Annotated in this window: 20 protein-coding genes; 14 read left to right on the plus strand and 6 right to left on the minus strand. The window is 66.7% G+C overall.

What is annotated here, in order from left to right; all coding sequences use genetic code 11:
* Positions 1-51 precede the first annotated feature (51 nt).
* The 9 genes from RSO01_RS09550 to RSO01_RS09590 all read left to right on the plus strand — a co-directional run bounded on the left by RSO01_RS09550 (position 52) and on the right by RSO01_RS09590 (position 8,595).
* Positions 52-813 carry an IclR family transcriptional regulator domain-containing protein gene (locus RSO01_RS09550; RefSeq protein WP_170302958.1) on the plus strand — a complete coding sequence of 254 codons (762 nt, stop codon included), beginning with the start codon at positions 52-54 and terminating at the stop codon, positions 811-813.
* Positions 814-827: 14 nt separating this feature from the next.
* Positions 828-2,018, plus strand: coding sequence for a M24 family metallopeptidase (locus RSO01_RS09555; protein WP_147148585.1), 1,191 nt, complete (start codon positions 828-830; stop codon positions 2,016-2,018).
* 226 nt (positions 2,019-2,244) lie between these two features.
* A complete protein-coding gene (locus tag RSO01_RS09560) occupies positions 2,245-3,132 on the plus strand; it encodes an alpha/beta fold hydrolase (RefSeq protein ID WP_246158261.1) in 888 nt (295 codons plus the stop codon).
* Complete coding sequence (locus RSO01_RS09565; protein WP_147148587.1) at positions 3,129-4,151, plus strand: zinc-binding dehydrogenase; 1,023 nt, start codon at positions 3,129-3,131, stop codon at positions 4,149-4,151. The genes RSO01_RS09560 and RSO01_RS09565 overlap by 4 nt, the downstream gene beginning before the upstream one ends.
* 80 nt (positions 4,152-4,231) lie before the next feature.
* A complete protein-coding gene (locus RSO01_RS09570) occupies positions 4,232-4,849 on the plus strand; it encodes a glutathione S-transferase family protein (protein WP_147148589.1) in 618 nt (205 codons plus the stop codon).
* 16 nt (positions 4,850-4,865) lie between these two features.
* Positions 4,866-6,029: a COG1470 family protein gene (locus RSO01_RS09575; protein ID WP_147148591.1), complete on the plus strand. Its 1,164-nt coding sequence runs from the start codon at positions 4,866-4,868 to the stop codon at positions 6,027-6,029.
* Positions 6,030-6,039: 10 nt separating this feature from the next.
* On the plus strand, positions 6,040-6,978 hold the full coding sequence (locus tag RSO01_RS09580) for an ABC transporter ATP-binding protein (protein WP_147148593.1): 939 nt from the start codon (positions 6,040-6,042) through the stop codon (positions 6,976-6,978).
* Positions 6,968-7,936, plus strand: coding sequence for an ABC transporter permease (locus tag RSO01_RS09585; RefSeq protein WP_147148595.1), 969 nt, complete (start codon positions 6,968-6,970; stop codon positions 7,934-7,936). Before RSO01_RS09580 ends, RSO01_RS09585 begins: the two co-directional genes overlap by 11 nt.
* A 92-nt stretch (positions 7,937-8,028) precedes the next feature.
* Positions 8,029-8,595: a hypothetical protein gene (locus RSO01_RS09590; protein WP_147148597.1), complete on the plus strand. Its 567-nt coding sequence runs from the start codon at positions 8,029-8,031 to the stop codon at positions 8,593-8,595.
* A 13-nt stretch (positions 8,596-8,608) separates the two neighbouring features.
* Here RSO01_RS09590 and RSO01_RS09595 read toward each other — a convergent pair whose 3' ends face one another.
* The 3 genes from RSO01_RS09595 to RSO01_RS09605 are packed head-to-tail and all read right to left on the minus strand — an operon-like array spanning position 8,609 to position 11,834.
* Positions 8,609-9,316, minus strand: a complete 708-nt coding sequence (locus RSO01_RS09595; RefSeq protein ID WP_174825924.1) for an RluA family pseudouridine synthase — start codon at positions 9,314-9,316, stop codon at positions 8,609-8,611.
* Positions 9,301-10,722 carry an amidase gene (locus tag RSO01_RS09600; protein WP_246158263.1) on the minus strand — a complete coding sequence of 474 codons (1,422 nt, stop codon included), beginning with the start codon at positions 10,720-10,722 and terminating at the stop codon, positions 9,301-9,303. The genes RSO01_RS09595 and RSO01_RS09600 overlap by 16 nt, the downstream gene beginning before the upstream one ends.
* Positions 10,719-11,834 carry a fumarylacetoacetate hydrolase family protein gene (locus RSO01_RS09605; RefSeq protein WP_147148601.1) on the minus strand — a complete coding sequence of 372 codons (1,116 nt, stop codon included), beginning with the start codon at positions 11,832-11,834 and terminating at the stop codon, positions 10,719-10,721. The genes RSO01_RS09600 and RSO01_RS09605 overlap by 4 nt, the downstream gene beginning before the upstream one ends.
* Positions 11,835-11,893: 59 nt before the next feature.
* Here RSO01_RS09605 and RSO01_RS09610 point away from each other — a divergent pair, with 59 nt between their 5' ends.
* Positions 11,894-12,835, plus strand: a complete 942-nt coding sequence (locus RSO01_RS09610) for a dihydrodipicolinate synthase family protein (protein WP_147148603.1) — start codon at positions 11,894-11,896, stop codon at positions 12,833-12,835.
* A gap of 7 nt (positions 12,836-12,842) precedes the next feature.
* Here RSO01_RS09610 and RSO01_RS09615 read toward each other — a convergent pair whose 3' ends face one another.
* Complete coding sequence (locus RSO01_RS09615) at positions 12,843-13,820, minus strand: serine hydrolase domain-containing protein (RefSeq protein WP_170302959.1); 978 nt, start codon at positions 13,818-13,820, stop codon at positions 12,843-12,845.
* On the minus strand, positions 13,805-14,275 hold the full coding sequence (locus RSO01_RS49430) for a serine hydrolase domain-containing protein (RefSeq protein ID WP_170302960.1): 471 nt from the start codon (positions 14,273-14,275) through the stop codon (positions 13,805-13,807). Before RSO01_RS49430 ends, RSO01_RS09615 begins: the two co-directional genes overlap by 16 nt.
* A 198-nt stretch (positions 14,276-14,473) precedes the next feature.
* Between RSO01_RS49430 and RSO01_RS09625 the strand changes: the two genes are divergently transcribed.
* Entirely contained in the window at positions 14,474-15,130 is a 657-nt protein-coding gene (locus RSO01_RS09625; protein ID WP_147148609.1) for a methyltransferase family protein, read from the plus strand.
* Here the strand turns inward: RSO01_RS09625 and murA are convergent.
* Positions 15,124-16,437, minus strand: a complete 1,314-nt coding sequence (gene murA, locus RSO01_RS09630) for a UDP-N-acetylglucosamine 1-carboxyvinyltransferase (RefSeq protein ID WP_147148611.1) — start codon at positions 16,435-16,437, stop codon at positions 15,124-15,126. The two genes, RSO01_RS09625 and murA, sit on opposite strands and share 7 nt — an antisense overlap.
* A 216-nt stretch (positions 16,438-16,653) precedes the next feature.
* On the opposite strand from murA, the gene RSO01_RS47180 reads away from it, so the two are divergent.
* From RSO01_RS47180 to RSO01_RS09645, 3 genes are all read left to right on the plus strand, one after another.
* Positions 16,654-17,106, plus strand: coding sequence for a GNAT family N-acetyltransferase (locus RSO01_RS47180; protein WP_170302961.1), 453 nt, complete (start codon positions 16,654-16,656; stop codon positions 17,104-17,106).
* Positions 17,107-17,138: 32 nt separating this feature from the next.
* A complete protein-coding gene (locus RSO01_RS09640) occupies positions 17,139-17,420 on the plus strand; it encodes a hypothetical protein (RefSeq protein ID WP_147148615.1) in 282 nt (93 codons plus the stop codon).
* 286 nt (positions 17,421-17,706) lie between these two features.
* The gene (locus tag RSO01_RS09645; RefSeq protein WP_147148617.1) at positions 17,707-18,462 is read left to right on the plus strand and encodes a hypothetical protein; all 756 of its coding nucleotides are present in this window, start codon (positions 17,707-17,709) and stop codon (positions 18,460-18,462) included.
* The last annotated feature ends 12 nt before the right edge of the window (positions 18,463-18,474 follow it).

The following is an 18,474-nucleotide window of genomic DNA, read 5'->3' on the forward strand; positions in this document are numbered from 1 at the left end:
GCGCCGGCTCGTCTTATGGCGTGGCATCGCGAGATGAAGAGCGATGTCCGAATGACCTCCCGTCGCACCGGCGTGCAATCGTTCGAGCGTGGCCTGGCGCTGCTGCGCGCCTTCGGCGCCGAGCGCACGGCGATGACGACGGCCGAAGCCGCATCGGCGGCGGGGCTGACGCGCGCCGCTGCGCGGCGACTGCTGATGACTTTGCAGGAGCAGGGCTATGCCCAGTTCGACGGCAAGCGTTACACGCTGACGCCGCGCGTGCTCGAGCTTGGCTTCGCCTGGTTGTCGGCGCAGCCTTTGTTCGGTGTCGGCGAGCCGGTCGCCAAGCAACTGGCCGAGCGGCTGAACGAGACGGTGTCGATCGGCACGCTCGACATACCCGACGTCGTCTATCTGGTGCGCGCCCTTTCCTCGCGCGCGCTGCATCTGCGCGTGGGCCCGGGCACGCGCATTCCGGCGCACACTTCGTCGATGGGGCTGATCCTGCTCGGGAGCCTCGAGCCGGCTCAGCTCGACGCCTTCTTCAAGCAGTGGCCACGCCGTCGCTACACCGACCGCACGCCGGTCGAGGAGGGCGAGGTCCGTGCCTTGATCGAGGCCGCCGGGCGCGACGGCTACTGCTACCTGCGCGGCGTCATGGAAGACAGCATCGCAGGGCTCAGCGTGCCGGTGCGCGATCGCGCGAAGGGGCGGGCGATCGCCGCGCTCAATGTCAGCACCAGCCTGCAGCGCACCTCGCCGGAGGAGGCGTTCGCCAAGCTCCTGCCCGAGATGCGCGCCGCCGCCCAGTCGATCGAGGCGGCATTGCGTTGAGGGGGGGAACGGGCATGCAAGCGTTGTCGGTAGCGGTTCGCGATCACAGGCACGGCCGCCTGCGCGAGGTCATGCGTGCACAGAGGTTGGACGCCTTGCTGCTCACCGGAGCGGATTTCTTTTCCTTCGCCTCGAACCACGACATGACGGACCTCGCCTGGGAGCGACCCTTTCTGCTGGTACTGCCGGCTTCCGGCGATTCGCTGGCGATCCTGGCCGACCAGGGACGCCACCTGTTCGAGATGGAGCGGGCGCGCGGCACGCTGTGGATCGACGACCTGGTGTTCTATTCGGAGACGCCGCAGCTGCGGTCGGGTGCCAGGCCGGCGACCGAATGGCGCGAGCTGGTGGCCGAGACGCTGACGGCGCGCGGCCTGGATCGATCGCGCATCGGCTGCGACGCCGCGACGGGGCCGCTGACGGGTGCCCTGTCGCTGCTGCCCGGGATCGAGCTGGCCAATGTCAACGCAGCGCTGCGGCCGACGCGCTGGGTGAAGCATGGCGAGGAAGTCGCGGTGATGTCGGCGCTGGCCGACCTGTCGGCGGCGGTCATGCCGCACTATCGCGAGGAGCTGCGGCCTGGTCGCTCGGTGCAACAGGCCGATGCCGCCATCGCGGCGCGATTGCACGGCGAGGCGGAGCAACGTTTCGCCGGCGCGAATTTCTCCATCGTAAAGGCGACCACGGTCGCCGGCGCCGCATCGGCCTCGCCGCACGGCGACGGCGTTTCCTGTGGCAGGCGGGTGGAGGTCGACAGCGTTGCCGTCAGCACGGTGGTGACGCGCCTGAACGGCCTGGTGATGGAGATCGCGCGCACCTGGCAGATCGGCCGGCCCGGCGTGCGCCGGCATGCCCTGCACAGCTGCGCCGTCATGGCCCAGGAAGCGGCCATCGACGCTGCCATGTCGGGCGAGCCGGTCTCCGGCATCGACCGGGCGGCACGGCGGGTGATCGAGGCGTCGGGTTTCGCTTCGCATCTCCTGCACCGGAGCGGACACGGCATCGGCGTGGTCCAGCACGACTTCCCCGAGGACGTGCCGTTCAACGGCCGTCCCCTCGAGGCCGGCGAGCTCTACGCCGTCGAGCCCGGCCTCTACGTGCCCGGCGTCGGCGGGTTTCGCTGCGCCGACGTCGTGCTGGTCGGAACGCGCGCGCAGCGTCTGCCGGCGCCGCCCAAGGACATTGTTTCTTGCACGATAGTTTGACGGCATTGCTGGCATTCGACCGGCCGGACTGGGATTTTGCGTCAAACTCCCCTTTATGGGGCGCAATAATACCCGTTGCCTGATAAAAACCGTGGTTTTGGAGATTGACAGGAGAAAGAGACCCAAGTTATATTTCTTTCGTGAAATCCGTGTGCGTCGCGGAACGATAGGTTTTCACCTCCAGCCGGGGATTAACCGACCGGAAATGCCGGTCTATAGAAGGAGCATGACCTCTTCTCTCAACGGCATGCCGGGCCCGACGTCCCGCCACTACTTTTCGCAACGCCTGCGTCTTCACTATGTCGACTGGGGCAATCCCGAAGCGCCGCCGCTGCTGCTGGTCCATGGCGGCCGCGACCATTGCCGCAACTGGGACTGGGTGGCCCAGGCGCTGCGCGACGACTGGCACATCATCTGTCCCGACCTGCGCGGGCACGGCGACAGCCAGTGGTCGCCCGACGGCAACTACGCCATGTCGTCCTACATCTACGACCTCGACCAGCTGATCCATCAGCAGGGGCTGGCGCCGGTGACCATCGTTGCCCATTCGCTGGGCGGCAATATCTGCCTGCGCTACTCGGGCATCTTTCCCGACAAGGTGCGCAAGCTGGTTGCCATCGAAGGACTCGGGCCGTCGCCCAAGGTGATCGCCGAGCGCCGCGAAACGACCATGGCCGAGCGCATGCGCGAATGGGTCGGCGAGCAGCGCAAGCTCTCGGGCCGCCTGCCGCGGCGTTACCCCTCCATCGAGGACGCCTTCAAGCGCATGCAGGATGAAAATGCGCATCTGTCGGCCGAGCAGGCACGGCACCTGACGGAGCAGGGCGTCAACCAGAACGAGGACGGCACCTACAGCTGGAAGTTCGACAACTACGTCCGCGCCTGGCCGCCCTACGACATGAGCTACCGGGCGATCGAGGAGCTGTGGTCGGAGATCACCTGTCCGACGCTCCTGGTCTACGGCAAGGAGAGCTGGGCCTCCAATCCCGAGAAGGACGGCCGCATAAAGCATTTCAAGAATGCCGAGGTCGTGGAGTTCGACCAGGCCGGTCACTGGGTGCATCATGACCGCCTGCGCGATTTCCTCGCCACGACGACGGAGTTCATCAAATGAAGGCGGCGATCTTCCGCGGCGGCGACATCGTCGTCGGCGACGTGCCTGAACCGAAGCCCGCGACAGGCCAGGTCCTGGTCAAGACCCTGGCGTGCGGCATCTGCGGCTCGGACCTTCACGCGGCGCAACACGCACACCGCATGGTCGACATGTCCAAGCGCGTCTCGGGCCGCATCGCGATGGATCTGTCGCGCGACGTCGTGTTCGGCCATGAGTTCTGCTGCGAGGTGCTGGACTACGGTCCCGACACCGAGCGCCGCTTGCCACTCGGCGCGCGCGCTGTCGCCATGCCGGTGATGCCCTTGAGCGCCGAGACGCGCACGACCATCGGCTATTCCAACGATTATCCGGGCGGCTATGCCGAGCGCATGGTGCTGGCCGCACCTCTTCTGTTGGAGGTGTCCAACGGCCTTTCCGCCGAGCATGCGGCGCTGACCGAGCCATTGGCTGTCGGCATCCATGCCGTGGAGAAGGCGACGCTCGCCAGCGACGACGTTCCCCTGGTGGTCGGTTGCGGCCCGGTCGGGCTTGCTACCATCGTCGGGCTGCGGCTGAAGAATGCCCGGCCGATCATCGCCGCCGATTTCTCTCCCAAGCGGCGCGAGCTCGCCGCCAAGATGGGCGCCGACATCGTGATCGATCCGGCCAAGGAGACGCCCTATGGCAAACTTCCTGTCGGCCGTCGGGCGGTGATCTTCGAGTGCGTCGGCGTGCCTGGCCTGCTGCAGCAGATCTTCGAAGCCGCACCGCGAGACGCCCGCATCGTCGTCGCCGGCGTCTGCATGGAGCCCGACCGCATCGAGCCGTTCTTCGGCATCGTCAAGGAGCTCGCCCTGCAGTTCGTGCTCGGCTACACGCCCGCGGAGTTCGCTTGGTGCCTCAGCCTGCTCGCCGAAGGGCTGGTCGATGCCGAGGCGCTGATCACCGGCAAGGTCGGGCTCGAGGGGGTCAAGGGCGCCTTCAAGGAGCTCGCCAACCCCGAGCGCCATACCAAGATTTTGGTCGAACCATGGCGGTGAGGTTCCTCCCCACGTAGTGGGGAGGGATTGCTTGCCATCGACCGATTTGATAGCGCTTGCGCCGCTCAGGGAGGAATCAAATGAAACTCTACAACTCCATCGGGCCCAACCCGCGCATGGTCCGCATGTTCATGGCCGAAAAGGGCTTCGACGTTCCCAAGGTGGAGGTCGACTTGCTGGCCGGTGAGAACCGCCGCGAGCCTTACGCGACCAAGGTCAACCCGGCAGGCCAGTGCCCGGCGCTGGAGCTGGATGACGGTACGGTGCTGGCCGAGGTCACGGCGATCTGCGAGTACGTCGACGAGGAGAAGAAGGACACGCCCTCGCTGATCGGCGATACGCCCGAGGAGCGGGCCAAGACGCGCATGTGGACGCGCCGCATCGACCTCAACATCGTCGAGCCGGCACTCAACGGCTTCCGTTTCTCACAGGGCCTGAAGCTGTTCCAGAACCGTGTCCGCTGCATTCCCGAGGCTGCCGACGCGCTGAAGGCTACGGCACAGGATAAGCTCAAGTGGCTCGACGGGCTGATGGGCGGCAATCCTTTCGTTGGCGGCAACAAGCTCACCATGGCCGACATCATGCTGTTCACCATGGTCGACTTCATGGGCACTGTCGGCCAGGCGATCCCGGCGGACTGCAAGAACCTCACCGCCTGGTACGGCCGAATGAAGGCCCGCCCCAGCGCGGCCGCCTGATCTGGAGACCTTTACGATGCGTTGCCTGACTGCGTTGCTGGCCTTCCTTCTTGCGACCCTGGCCGTCGGGACCAGCTTTGCCCAGGGCGACACGCCCAAGGGCCTGTTCCTGACCACGGACTATCCCTCGCAGACCGTGCGCGCGGGTGAGGTGACGACCATCCGGCTGAAGCTCACCAACGCCGGACTGCCGCCCGAGCCGGTGTCACTGGCGCTGAAGGACGTTCCGGCCGGCTGGAAGATCGACATCCTGGGCGGCGGCCAAGCCGTCGCCGCGGCGATGCCGGGCGTCAACCAGGATGTCGCCCTGCAGCTGCGCGTCGACGTGCCGAAGGACGCCAAGCCCGGCTCGCAGAAGATCCTGATCAGCGCCAAGGGGCCGATCGCCCAGTCAGTCGAGCTGCCGCTGACGCTCACCGTAGGCACCGAGGCGCCGGCCAAGCTCAGCATCAAGTCACGCCTGCCGTCGCTGCGCGGCACGCCGCGCTCGGCCTTCGAGTACACGGTCACTGTCGGCAACGACAGCGGCAAGGACCTGACGGTGGCGCTGTCGGCGCAGGGGCCGGCCAACTTCCAGACCACCTTCACCGAGGGCTACGGCTCCAACGAGATCAGCTCGATCCCGATCGAGGCCGGGCAGACCAAGGACATCAAGGTCAAGGTGACGCCGCCGCGCGATGTGAAGGCGGGCGACTATCCGGTGCTGGTCAAGGTGGCGTCTGAAGGCGCCACGGCCGAGTTGCGCGTGACGCTTCAGGTCAGTGGGCAGGGCCGGATCGCGCTGTCGACCAAGGACGGCCGCCTGTCAGGCGAGGCCGAGGTCGGCAAGGCCTCGACCTATACGCTCGTGTTGTCCAACGACGGCACGGCGCCGATCGAAGAAGTCGAAATGTCGGGAACGGTGCCGACCAACTGGAAGGTCGAGTTCAACCCCAAGACCATCGCGAGCCTCGCGCCCGGTGAGAAGAAAGATGTGCAGGCGGTGGTGACGCCGGCCGACAAGGCGATCGCCGGCGACTACGTCGCCTCGTTCCGCGCAAATGGCCGCGGCGAATCGGCGTCGGCCGACTTCCGCATCACCGTCACCACCTCGACCCTGTGGGGCATCGTCGGTGTCGGCATCATCGCCGTCGCCCTGCTGGTCCTGCTGGGCGCCGTCGCGCGCTTCGGCCGGCGCTGATCGGCCGGCAATGGCTGACAACGTCATCGAGGCGCGCGGGCTGCTGAAGACCTACGGCAGCCAGCGCGCCGTCGACGCCATCGACCTCGACATCCAGCGCGGCGAGATCTTCGGCCTGCTGGGGCCCAACGGCGCGGGCAAGACCACGACCATCCTGATGATGCTGGGCCTGACCGAGATCAGCGGCGGCACCGTCCAGGTCCTGGGCTTCAATCCCGTGCGCGAGCCGCTCGAGGTCAAGCGCCGGGTCGGCTACCTGCCCGACGCGGTGGGTTTCTACGATCATCTGACGGCGCACGAGAACCTTGCCTACACGGCACGCCTGCTCGCCATCCCGCGCTCGCAGTCAGGGCGGCGCATCATGGAGGCGCTGGAGAGCGTCAAGCTCGCCGATGTGGCGGGCAAGCGCGTCGCCACCTTCTCGCGCGGCATGCGCCAGCGCCTGGGCATCGCCGAGATCGTCATGAAACAGGCCGAGGTTGCGATCCTCGACGAGCCGACCTCGGGCCTCGACCCGCATGCCACTTTCGAGCTGCTGGAGATGATCCGCGGGCTGAAGAGGGCGGGCGTGGCGGTGCTGCTGAGCTCGCACCTGCTCGATCGCGTGCAGAGCGTTTGCGATCGCGTGGCACTGTTCAACAAGGGCAAGATCGCCCTGATGGGCACGGTGGTGCAGCTCGCCAACCAGGTGCTGGGCGCGGGCCATCCCTTCCTGGTCGAGGCCCAAGGCGCCGATATCGCCGGCGCCTTGCGCGGCATCGAGGGCGTGCAGACCGTCGTGCCGGAAGGCGAGGGGGGATGGCGGGTGATGGCCGATCGCGACGTGCGGGCGGCCGCGGCGCAGCGCATCGTCTCGGTCGGTGGGTCGCTGACGCGCCTGGCCGACCTGCAGCCCAGCCTCGAGGAGGTCTATACGCGCTACTTCCAGGAGGCGCGCCATGCCGCGTAGTGCCGTGCGCGTCGGCTCGCCGTTCACCGGCCTGGCGCCGGTCTTCATGAAGGAGCTGTCCGATCACCTCAGCAGCATGCGCATGATGGTGTTGACGCTGTTCGTGATCGTGTTCGGTGCCCTGCCGGTCGGCTTCGCATTGCAGGACCTGCGCAATGTCGTGGTGTCCGATCCCTATCTCTTCCTGCGCATCTTCACCGTCACGCCCGAGCGGGTCGGGCTGTCCTTCATCGTGGCGCTCAATTTCATCATCCCGCTGATGGCGATCGGGCTCGGCTTCGATTCGGTCAACAGCGAGTTCAATCGCCGCACGCTGTCGCGCGTGCTGTCGCAGCCGATCTATCGCGACGCCCTGCTGCTCGGAAAATTTTTGGGCGGGCTCACGACCCTTGCCGTCGCGCTGGTGGCGCTGTGGCTGATCGTGCTGGGAGCGGGGCTGCTGCTGCTCGGCCTGCCGCCGCGCGGCGTCGAGGTCGCGCGCGGCATCGGCTTCCTCGTGGTGGCGATCGCCTACGGTGGCGTGTGGCTCGCTGTGGCGATGCTGTTCTCGGTGATCTTCCGCTCGACCGCGACCTCGGCGCTGTGCGCGCTCGGCCTGTGGCTGTTCTTCTTCATCCTGTGGCCGATGATCGCCTCGGCGATCACCATCGGCTTTGCGCCGGCCCAGGTGACGTCGATCGACCAGTACGTCGCCATCCAGGAGCTCGGCCTCGCTTTGCAGCGATTGTCGCCCGGCACCCTGTTCAGCGAGGCGGTGGTGGGGCTGCTCAATCCCGAGACGCGCACCTTGGGCTTCATGCTGCCGATGCAGATGCGCGGAGCGATCCCAGAAGCGCCGCTGCCGCTCGACCAGAGCCTGATCCTGATCTGGCCGCAGCTCACCGGGCTGGTCGCCGGCATGATCGTGGTGTTCGCGGTGGCCTATGTCGTCTTCCAGCGTGAGGAAGTACGCGCCTGAAGGACTGGACCCCAGCCGCCGCCCTCAACAACGCGCACTGGTGTGACGCGGTCTGCCGTGCGCACGGGCGGCCCGGCACCTTCCTGCCGCCGATGTGGGTCAATGCCCGCGAGGTGCCGCGCTTCTATCCCAACGCGGTGACCCTGGCGCGCGACGATGCCGCGATCACCGAGCAGCTGAGCAACATCGAGATCCTGCAGAAGTCGAACCTGCCCGGCCGCTGGGCGGTGAAGGACAGTTTTATGGCGCTCGATCTGGGGCGCCGAGGCTTCGACGTGCTGCATGAGGCGTCCTGGATCCGCAACGTCATGCTGACCGGCAGTTCGGCGACCGACATCGACTGGCAGCGCGAGACCGAGGGCAAGGCCGCGTGGCCCTACCATGATCCCAACTTCGCGATGTTCACCGGCCGACGCGGCTTTCGCGTGGTGGCGGGCGGCATGCTCTATCGCGCGGCCGGCGTCGTCGGCCTCAGCAACGTCGTGGCCGAGGCGGCCGATGCCGTCGCCGTCTGGCGGTCGCTGATCCTGCTGGCCAGCCGCACGTTCCCGCGCCTGCCGGTGGTCGGCTACGAATCGGGCAGCGAGCTTGCCGCCGCTCTCGATGCGGGTTTCGAGATCGGCGATCCGCTCCGCATCTGGGTCAGGGCGCGGGAGTGAGGTCGGCAGACATTTACTTGTCTCCGTAACCGCAGGCTTTCAGGGCAGCGATCATGTGCGGCGGCGGCGGCGCTTCGACAACGATCGGCGGCTTGGTCTTGGACAGCGGCAGCACGATGCCGCGCGAATGCAGATGGAGCTGCTGGCCGGGCTCGGCGGTGCCGTAGAGCCGGTCGGCAATCACCGGGCAGCCTGCGGCCGCGCAGTGCACGCGGATCTGGTGAGTGCGGCCGGTCTCGGGCTTCAGCTCCAGCCAAGTCATGTGCGGGCCGCGGCCCAGCACCTTGTAGCGCGTCACCGCCGTCTGGCCCTTGTCGGAAACCTTCACCGACCAGCCGCTGCGCGTGTTCACCTTGAGAAGCTTCTGGTCGAACACGCCTTTGTCGGCCGGCGGCGCGCCGCGCACGACGGCCCAGTAGGTCTTCTCGGTATCGCGGCCAGAAAACAGGCGGCCGAGCTTGCTGAGCGCCTTGGGATGACGCCCCAGGACCAGGACGCCCGACGTATCGGCATCGAGCCGGTGGGCGAGCGCCGGCGGCCGCGGCAGGCCGAAGCGCAGCGCATCGAAGCACTCCTCGAGGTTCGGCGCCTTGCTGGGGCCGGCATGCACGGCGAGTCCCGCCGGCTTGTCGATCACCAGGATCAGGCCATCGCGATGGAGCACGCGTGCCTGGATCTGCTCGGCCGTGAGCGGTGGCGCGCGCCTCAGAGGTCCGGCCATCGATTGAGCCAGCTCTCGCTTGCCTCATAGAGCGCGGCCGCGCGCAGCACCGAGGCCTCGTCGCGGAAATGGCCGATGAACTGCAGGCCGATCGGCAGGCCCTCGGCGTCGTAGCCGCAGCACACGGTGAGGGCGGGGTGGCCGGTGATGTTGAACGGCATGGTGTAGGGGAACCAGTTGCGCCTGAGCTCGCCCGCCTCGACGCCGTCGATCCGGATCGGCTCGAACAGATCCTGGTCGATGGGCAGCGCCGTGCGCGACAGCGTCGGCGTCACCAGGTAGTCGGCTGTCTCGAACCAGCCTTGAATACGACGGAAAAGATCGGTGCGCTGGAACATGGCGTGCTGGTAGTCGGTGCCCGACCATTCGGCCGCCATGGCGACCTGGCGGACCAGCGACGGCGACAAGCGATTGTCCTCGCGCCGCAGCAGATGATCGAAGCGCGCGCGCCAGGTCGTGTGGTTCAAAACCTTCCAGATCGGCTCCATGTTGGGCAGCTCGTCCTGCAGCTCGACCAGCTCGGCGCCGAGGTCCTTGAGCTTGACCAAGGCCTGGTCGAAGGCCGAGCGCACGTCCTTGGCGACCATCGTGTTGCCGAGCGTCACGCTGAAAAGGATGCGCTTGCCCTTGAGGCTGCCCTCGGGACGTGCGGCGGCGATGTAGTCCTGCGGGGCAATGCCGATCGACCAGGGATCGGACGGGTGAGGGCCCGCCATGGCCTGCAGCATCAAGGCGGTGTCCATCACCGTGCGCGTCATCGGCGTCACGTAGGTGTAGTTGCCGAAGGCATCGGCAACCTGGCTGTGCGGGATGACGCCGTTGCTCTGCTTCAGCCCGACCATGCCGTTGGCCGCCGCGGGAATGCGCGTCGAGCCGCCGCCGTCGGTGGCGATGCCGATCGGCCCGATGCCGGCTGCGACCGCGACCGCAGCACCACCGCTCGAGCCGCCCGACGTGCGCTCCGCGCTCCAGGCGTTGCGCGTGCGGCCGAACAATGGCGCGTCGGTCAGTCCCTTGTGGCCGAACTCCGGCGTCGTGGTCTTGCCGAACAGGATGGCGCCGGCCTGCTTCACGCGCGCCGCACAGACAGCATCCTCCTTGGGCACGTTGTCGTCGTGATGCAGCGAGCCGAAGGTGGTGCGCACGCCCGCGGTATTCACCAGGTCCTTGGCGGCGAAGGGAATGCCGTGCAGCAGGCCGAGCGGCTTGCCCTGCATGACGGCAGCTTCCGCCTGCTTTGCCGCCGCACGCGCCTGGTCGGCGACGATGGTGATGAAGCAATTCAGCACAGGCTGCAGCTTCTCAGCGCGAGCGAGGACGGCGTCCGTGAGCTCGACGGGAGAGATTTTCCTGGCAGCGATCTGCTCGCGCAGGACCGAGGCGGGCAGGCGGGTAAGGTCGTTCACTTCAAAAGTCCTCGAGACGCGAGATTGCGCATCAGCGCCGACACGCCGAAGGTCCATGGCGCGATCTTGTCGCAATGATTGACGCGGTTGGTGAGCGTGCCGAGCTTGGGCGAGCTGATCGAGACCAGGTCGCCCACCATGTGGGTGAAGCCGTGGCCATCCGGCTTGCGCTGCTCCGTCGGCGCAAAGAGCGTGCCGGTCATCAGCACCATGCCGTCGGGATACTGGTGCGTGTCGCCCATGGCATGGCGCACCAGGTCGGTCGGGTCGCGGCTGATCTTTGAAAGGTCGCTCGAGCCGCGCAGGCGGAACTGGTCGGGACCGGTGACTTCGAGGTCGACCTTGGCCTTGCGCACGTCGTCGAGGGTGAAGGTCGCATCGAACAGGCGCACGAAGGGACCGATGGCGCAGGAGGCATTGTTGTCCTTGGCGATGCCCAGCAGGAGCGCGCTGCGGCCTTCCATGTCGCGCAGGTTGACGTCGTTGCCGAGCGTGGCGCCAACGATCGTGCCCTTGGCGCTGACGACCAGCGTCACCTCGGGCTCGGGGTTGTTCCAGTCGGAGTCCGACCGGATGCCGATCTCCGCGCCATAGCCGACGGCGGCCATCGGCGGAGCTTTGGTGAAGATCTCGGCGTAAGGCCCGATGCCGACCTCGAGATAGGGCGACCAGGCGCCGCGGGCCATCAGGGTCTTCTTCAGTGCCTCGGCCTCGGCCGAGCCGGGCTTGATAGTCGTGACGTCGGCGCCGATCAGGGAGTTCAGCTCTTTGCGCACCTGGTCGGCGCGGCTGAGGTCGCCCTTGGCGTGCTCCTCGATCAGCCGTTCGAGCAGGCTGACGGCAAAAGTCACACCGGCGGCCTTGATGGCCTGCAGGTCGATGGGCGCGAGCAGGGCCGGGACCATCTCTTCGAGCGAGCCGATTCGCTGGCCCTTGCTGCGGGCAATCGCCACAGGATCGGCGGCATTGCAGAGGTCGGCCACGGTCGGCGCGGCCGCGGTGATGTCGAACACGCCCTCGGCGCGCACGGCGACGACGCTGGGGCCAGCTCGGCCCTGGATTCGGCCGATCAGGGTGCCTGCTGTGCCGTCTTGGGGAAGGATTTCTGCCACTGGACGTCTCCGGCGCTTCGTTGCAATAAGGGCGCGCCACTCCTCGGAGAAATCAAATCATGGCCGCAGCGCGGATCAAAGGCGTTCTTTCGCCCGTCGTCACCCCCTTCAAGCGCGACCTGTCGCCCGACGTCGGCCGCTTCATTGCGCATTGCAAGTGGCTGCTGAGCCAGGATTGCGGGCTCGCGGTGTTCGGCACCAACTCGGAGGCCAACTCCATGTCGGCCAAGGAGCGCATGGGGCTCCTCGAGGCGATCGTCTCGGCAGGCGTGCCGACCGACCGCATGATGCCGGGCACCGGCGCTTGCTCGATCAACGAGGCGGCCGAGGTCAGCGCGCATGCCACCAAGCTCGGCGTCGGCGGCGTGCTGATGCTGCCGCCGTTCTACTACAAGGGCGTGCCGGAAGAGGGGCTGTTCCGTTTCTTCTCGGAGGTCGTGCAGCGCGTCGGCGACGATCGCCTGCGTGTCTACCTCTACCACATCCCGCCGGTCTCGGCGGTGCCGATCACCCACAAGCTGGTCGAGCGGCTGATGAAGGCGTACCCCAAGCAGATCGCGGGCATGAAGGACAGCGCCGACGACTGGGCGCACACCAAGAGCATGATCGACGCCTTCGCCAAGGACGGCTTCGACGTCTTCTCGGGCAACGAGAAGCCGCTGATCGACAACATCAAGTCGGGCGGCGCGGGCTGCATCAGCGCCACCGCCAACATCAACCCGGGCAAGATCGCCGAGACCTACAAGAAGTACGCCACGCCCGAGGGCGAGAAGCTGCAGGGCTGGATCAACGAGGTGCGCGGCGTCATGCAGGGCTACGTCATGATCCCGGCGTTGAAGTACTGCGTCGCCCACTACGGCGACGACGCCGCTTGGACGCCGGTGCGCCCGCCGCTGATCGAGACCGACGAGAAGGCCGGCAAGGACATGATCGCCAAGCTCGACAAGCTCGGCTTCACCATGCCGGGGCTCAAGCAGGCGATAGCGGTGGCGGCCGAGTAGGCCCGCCTCAATCGTCGGTCCGGCCGGTCAGCGTCGCCTTGTAGCCGAAGGCTGCCTCGAACTTCACGTCGACGGTCTTGTCGTCGAATTCGAGCGAGACTCGCGCAGCATCGTCGCTGCCGTGGGTCTGGGTTTCGAGGACGAGTGTCTTGCCGTCTGGCAGCCACCGGGCGCGTGCGGCGCTCAGCCCGTAGCGCTGGCGTCCACCTATGCGATAGTACCCGTCGAATCCAATCGGCCCGCCGAAGCGCGCCGCCGGCGTCGCCGGGCCACCTTCGGATTCGTATTCGAAGGACGGCTCGGCGCCATCGAGCTTGAGTTTGAGCCACTTGATCCGCAGTTCGTTGGCAGCGAACCGCCAAGTCTTGCCGGAGATCGTCTTCGCCATGACCGGCTGTTCGCCTACCGGCCCTGGCCACTCGATGGCTGCGTCCTTGACCTTCTGGGCAAGCGCGGCCGTTGCCGCGGGATCGACTCGCACCGGCGCGTCCGCAGTCACGGCGCCGGCAAGTTGGTCGACCAGTGCCGTAAGGCCGTAGCGCGGTCTGCCCGGCAGGCCACTCTGAGGCGAGAACCGGGCCGAGCCGGTGGTCACCGCCACGATGTCGAGCTTGGGCATGACGACAATGAGCTGCCGGTCATAACCGACGGCCATGTAGGCGTCGCGGCCCGGTATCACCCAGAACTGGCTGCCGTAGCGCAGATCCTTCGTCCAGGACTCGCGCATGTCGATGTCCGCCTTGCGCACGGCCTCGATCCACGACGCCGGCAGGATCTGCTTGCCTTCCCATACGCCGCCGCGCAGGTAGAGATAGCCGATCTTCGCCATGTCGCGCGGATGCATGTAGAGGCCGGCGCCGCCGCCCGAGACCCCTTGCGGGTCGGCGCGCCACATCACGTCTTCGATGCCGAGGGGGCCGAACAGCGTCTCGCGCGCATAGTCGAGCGCGCTCTTGCCCGTGACCCTGGTCAGGATGGCCGACAACAGTGGCTGTTGCCGCTGTCGTAATAGAAGACCGTGCCCGGGGCCGTCGACATCGGTTGATCCAGGATGAACTGCTGCCAGTCGGAGCTGCGCTCCATGGCGATGAAGGACCTGAAGCCGTCGAGGCCCTCCGACCATTCGAGGCCGGATGTCATGTCGAGCAGGTGGCGGATCGTGATTGCCTTCTTGCGCTCATCGAGATTGGCGATGGTGCGATCGGCGAAGAATTCCAGGACCCTGCGGTCCGTGCTGTCGAGCTTGCCGTCCCTGATCGCCATGGCGACCAAGGTGCTGATGACAGCCTTGGTGGACGAGTTGATGCGATGCTTCAAGCCGGCGCGGAACGGCGCATAGGTGGCGTCGAGCACGATCCGGCCATGACGCGTCACCAACAGGCTGTCCATGTTGTTGGAGCCGCCGAATTCGACCAGGCGAGCGAGGCGGTCGGAGCTCATGCCCTGCTCCTCAGGGGAGGAGGTCGCCCATTCCTTGGTGGGCCACGGCTGCGGCTTTTCCTGTGCTGTCGCGGGTAGCGCGAGAATGAACGCAAGAAGCACGGTCAAAAGTCGAGGCATCACTGCAACCTCCGTCCGACAACAGACTAAAGCATGGCGGTGCTTTGATTTCACGCACGTCATGACCAAATGGATGGCATGTCCAAGCCCACGCTGGCATTCGCTTCAGCAGCAATGATTCTCGTCTATCTCGGCCTCGCCATTGCGGGCTGGGGCGGGATTGATGCGTTCTTTGCCAATCCGGCGCGCACCGCGCTTGTCGTCGTAACCGTCGCGATGACTGGTGCCGCCTTGTTCAGCTCCGCTAACCTCAGTGTCGGTGAACGTGAGGATCGTTCCAACCGCTGGGTCATCGCTGCATTGGGCGTGATCGGCCTCCTCTCGGCCTGGCTGCCGGCCTACACCGAGCGCAAGGAGTTCTGGACGACCGACGGCGACACCGTCCGCTGGATCGGCGTCATCCTCTATGCAAGCGGCGGTGCCTTGCGATTGTGGCCCGTCTTCGTGCTCGGGCGCCGCTTCAGCGGACTGGTCGCGATCCAGCCGGGCCACACGCTGGTGACGGACGGCATCTATCGCGGCATCCGCAATCCGAGTTATCTCGGAATGCTCGTGCTGTCGCTGGGCTGGGCGCTGGCGTTCCGCTCGCTCGCGGGCGTGCTGCTCGTCGTGCTCATGATCCCGCCGCTGGTGGCGCGCATCCGCTCGGAGGAGGCGTTGCTGCGTTCGCAGTTCGGCGGCCAGTACGACGACTACTGCGCGCGAACCTGGCGCCTCGTGCCGGGCATTTACTGACGCGAGGCGTCGGCGCCGCACAGGGCGAGCTTCGCCGCCATGCCGTCGTAGCCGCGATCCAGATGGTCGAGGCCGTGCAACGTGGTTTGCCCTGCCGAGCCAAGCGCGGCGAGCACCAGCGCCGCCGCGGCCCGTACGTCGGTGCAGGTGACGGAGGCGCCGCGCAGGCGCTCGACGCCGCGGACCCGCGCCGTGCGGCCACGGACGACGATGTCGGCGCCCATCTTGCGCAGCTCGTCGACGTGGCGAAAGCGCTGCTCGAAGATCGTCTCGGTGATGGCGCTGGCGCCTGTTGCCATGGTGAGCAATGCCATCGCGGGCGCCTGCAGATCGGTGGCGAAGCCGGGATAGGGCTGAGTGGTGACGTCGATGCCCCGAAGGCCCGTCGCGGCGCGGCGGGCGATGACGCCTTCTTCCGTTTTCTGCAGCGCGACGCCGGCAGCCTCGAAAGAGGATGCCGCCGTGCCGAGCAGCCCAATGCGCCCGTTCGGTAGCGACAGTTCGCCGTCGGTCAGCGCCGCGGCACAGGCGAGGGTGCCGAACTCGATACGGTCGGGCAGGACGGCGTGCACGGCGCCGCCCAGCAGTGCGCCGCCCTCGACCGTCAGGACGTGCGTGCCAAGGCCCGCGATCCTGGCGCCCATCGCGATCAGGCAGGCGGCGAGGTCGGCGATCTCCGGTTCACGGGCGGCATTGCGGATGGTCGTCGTGCCCGCAGCTGCAACAGCCGCCAGCAGAAGGTTCTCGGTGGCGCCGACCGACGGCTGGGGCAGCAGGATATCGGCGCCGCGGAGGCCGTTGCGTGCGGTCGCACGGATCGTGCCATCGGCGAGCTCGATGGAAGCTCCCATGGCGCGCAGGCCCGCGACATGGAAGTCGATGCCGCGCAAGCCGATGGCGTCGCCGCCCGGCATGGGCAGCGCCGCCTCGCCGCAGCGGGCGAGCAACGCACCGAGCAGCAGCACCGAAGCGCGCATGCGTGTGACCAGCTCGGGATCGATCTGCTGCGGCTGCACGCGATCGGCGGCGATCGTCACGGCGAGGCCAGACACGCTTGTTGACCAATGCATGTCGCAGCCCAGGCGCTGCAGCAGCGCGGCCAGCACGGCGACATCGAGATTGGCGGGCACGTTTCTCAGGGTCACGAGATGCGGCGTCAGCAGTGCCGACACCATCAGCGGCAGCACGGCATTCTTGGCGCCGCTGATCGGATAGCTGCCGGTGAGCGGTCGGCCACCGCGGATGAGCAGCCTTTTGCCGGTGTTGCGCCGCCACCAGGGTGCGGCCGTCGAGAGGGAAGCATTCATGGACGAGACGATACTGGAGGGCGCGTTGACAGCGCCACCGTCGCGGGCTTATACAATAACCATGACCACGAACCTGCTCCAGAAGGGTTGGTACTTTACGCTGCTGAAATAGGCGGCGCGAAGGGTTGTGACCTGACAAAGCCGCCGCTTCCCGGCGGCTTCTGTGTTTCTGGAAAGGGCCTCCGGGCCGCGGCGGGACCGCAAACGGAGGACGAGATGTCGATCATTGAAGCTGAGCATAGAACGGCGTTGCCGCCGTCGATACGCGTGCGCCTGGCGGGTCCGCGTGACTGCGAGGCGCTTGTCGCATTGCTCGACGAGCCTGCCCATGCGCGCGAACAGGTGCTGACGTGGCTCGAGACGCCGGGCACGACGCTCCTGGTGGCGCAGAGCGAGATCGGTGTGCTGGGCGTCGCCGTGCTGCTGACGCGCATCATGCCCAAGCCGGGCGGCGGCATGCACAAGGTCGTCGAAGTCGACAACCTTGTGGTTCATCCGGACCAGCGTGGCCAGCGGATCGGACGGCGCCTGTTGGCGGCCGTTGTGGAATGGGCACGCCAACGCCGCGCCGCGCAGGTCGAGGCCGTCGTCGGCGAGGGGGATGCGAGACGCTTCTACGAAAGTTTCGGTTTTGCGGCGGCCGCCGATCGGCTGGTGCTGGCGGCGTGAGCTGCGGCCCGGTTCGCATCCGCCAAGCGACCATGGACGACTACGACGCCCTGGTCGCGCTGTTCGACGAGCTGGACGAATTCCAACGGCTGGCGCGGCCGGACGTCTTTCGCCGCTTCGACGGGCCGGCGCGCACCCGCAGACAGATCGAGGAGTGGCTCACCGGCGTCGGCTCGACGGTGCTGGTCGCCGAGCTGGATAGGATTCGCGGGGGCAGGGGGCGAGCCATGTCGGCGTGGCCGTGCACGCCTTCAATCGAAATGCGCGCAGATTTTACGAACACCCCGGCTTTGCACCGTCGATCGATCGATTAACGCTCGCTCTGTGACTTTTCGCACAGATGAGTTCTGGAGCGCCGTTAGAGTTGCGACTACCGTATAGGTAGTCGCGGCTGCGTCCGGTCTTCAACCGTGGCGCGCCGTGCCGCTGGGGAGCGGGAATGCGGCGGTGGAGCAGAACTGCCGACGCGAGGCGTCGGCGTTGGCTGGGCAGGCGTCGGGTCGCCTTGCGGGCGGCGCGCACCATCATGACCACTGCAGTTTGGAGCATCCCCTCGTCCTTTGACGGTTTGATGACGCCAACAGCAGGTTAGGTCGAAGCATGCCTCCTTCCACGCCACTCAACTGGGTGAAGTCCAAGACGGCTGGTCAGGTCTCGGAGATCGCCGTCCTGGCTCCGATCAAGCTCGGCCGTATTCCCGGCGAGCGCCGGACCTACGAAGAGCGCCTTCGGTTCTCGATCGACAATCTCACGGCCCGGGTTCAGCAGGGGATCCCGATCGAGCTCGACAGAATCCGCACCATTCACTTCGGCAGGATGATCATCCTCCGACCCGAGCAGTATCTGGTCTATTCCGACGTGCCGGGCGTGCAGTACGACCAAACCGCCAGGGGCAAGGTCCCGAAGCCGTTCGACGATTACGTCCCGCTTGACGCACCTGCCGCAACACCGCCGACGTTTCGCTCGTGGCTTCTGACGCTCGTCGAGTTCGACGGCGACATCCGCGTCTATTTCCGCGATATCGCCCAGTTCATCGCCGACGACTTCGATTCTCTGTTCCGCAATTGCGAGGACTACGGCACGACGCGGAACTTCGAAGCGTTCTGGTCCTGGATCAAGCGATATCAGATCGACACAAATCTCTTCTACTCGCGTTATGGCGACCTCACGCTGGTGCGCATCAAGCAGCTCCAGGACTTCAAGCGTCGCTTCGACGAGTTCGTCGCCGAGGTCCGGCCGGCGAACGGATCGCCCGGGATACCCATGGACGAGCTGTTCGACCAATTCCTGGCACGGACGCAGCAATACGCCGGCGATTTTCCGTCGCCTGGCGGCGTCTACAAATCGAAGAGCTGAACGGGGACCGTG

It is taken from the genome of Reyranella soli (genome assembly GCF_007992495.1).
GTDB classification, from domain to species: domain Bacteria; phylum Pseudomonadota; class Alphaproteobacteria; order Reyranellales; family Reyranellaceae; genus Reyranella; species Reyranella soli.

What these genes read in the sequence shown, in the direction of transcription:
- RSO01_RS09550 (WP_170302958.1), top strand. Translation starts at nt 52, where the DNA reads ATGACCTCCCGTCGCACCGGCGTGCAATCGTTCGAGCGTGGCCTGGCG.
- RSO01_RS09555 (WP_147148585.1), top strand. Translation starts at nt 828, where the DNA reads ATGCAAGCGTTGTCGGTAGCGGTTCGCGATCACAGGCACGGCCGCCTG.
- RSO01_RS09560 (WP_246158261.1), top strand. Translation starts at nt 2,245, where the DNA reads ATGACCTCTTCTCTCAACGGCATGCCGGGCCCGACGTCCCGCCACTAC.
- RSO01_RS09565 (WP_147148587.1), top strand. Translation starts at nt 3,129, where the DNA reads ATGAAGGCGGCGATCTTCCGCGGCGGCGACATCGTCGTCGGCGACGTG.
- RSO01_RS09570 (WP_147148589.1), top strand. Translation starts at nt 4,232, where the DNA reads ATGAAACTCTACAACTCCATCGGGCCCAACCCGCGCATGGTCCGCATG.
- RSO01_RS09575 (WP_147148591.1), top strand. Translation starts at nt 4,866, where the DNA reads ATGCGTTGCCTGACTGCGTTGCTGGCCTTCCTTCTTGCGACCCTGGCC.
- RSO01_RS09580 (WP_147148593.1), top strand. Translation starts at nt 6,040, where the DNA reads ATGGCTGACAACGTCATCGAGGCGCGCGGGCTGCTGAAGACCTACGGC.
- RSO01_RS09585 (WP_147148595.1), top strand. Translation starts at nt 6,968, where the DNA reads ATGCCGCGTAGTGCCGTGCGCGTCGGCTCGCCGTTCACCGGCCTGGCG.
- RSO01_RS09590 (WP_147148597.1), top strand. Translation starts at nt 8,029, where the DNA reads ATGTGGGTCAATGCCCGCGAGGTGCCGCGCTTCTATCCCAACGCGGTG.
- RSO01_RS09595 (WP_174825924.1), bottom strand. Translation starts at nt 9,316, where the DNA reads ATGGCCGGACCTCTGAGGCGCGCGCCACCGCTCACGGCCGAGCAGATC.
- RSO01_RS09610 (WP_147148603.1), top strand. Translation starts at nt 11,894, where the DNA reads ATGGCCGCAGCGCGGATCAAAGGCGTTCTTTCGCCCGTCGTCACCCCC.
- RSO01_RS49430 (WP_170302960.1), bottom strand. Translation starts at nt 14,275, where the DNA reads ATGAGCTCCGACCGCCTCGCTCGCCTGGTCGAATTCGGCGGCTCCAAC.
- RSO01_RS09625 (WP_147148609.1), top strand. Translation starts at nt 14,474, where the DNA reads ATGTCCAAGCCCACGCTGGCATTCGCTTCAGCAGCAATGATTCTCGTC.
- murA (WP_147148611.1), bottom strand. Translation starts at nt 16,437, where the DNA reads ATGAATGCTTCCCTCTCGACGGCCGCACCCTGGTGGCGGCGCAACACC.
- RSO01_RS47180 (WP_170302961.1), top strand. Translation starts at nt 16,654, where the DNA reads ATGTCGATCATTGAAGCTGAGCATAGAACGGCGTTGCCGCCGTCGATA.
- RSO01_RS09640 (WP_147148615.1), top strand. Translation starts at nt 17,139, where the DNA reads ATGGACGACTACGACGCCCTGGTCGCGCTGTTCGACGAGCTGGACGAA.
- RSO01_RS09645 (WP_147148617.1), top strand. Translation starts at nt 17,707, where the DNA reads ATGCCTCCTTCCACGCCACTCAACTGGGTGAAGTCCAAGACGGCTGGT.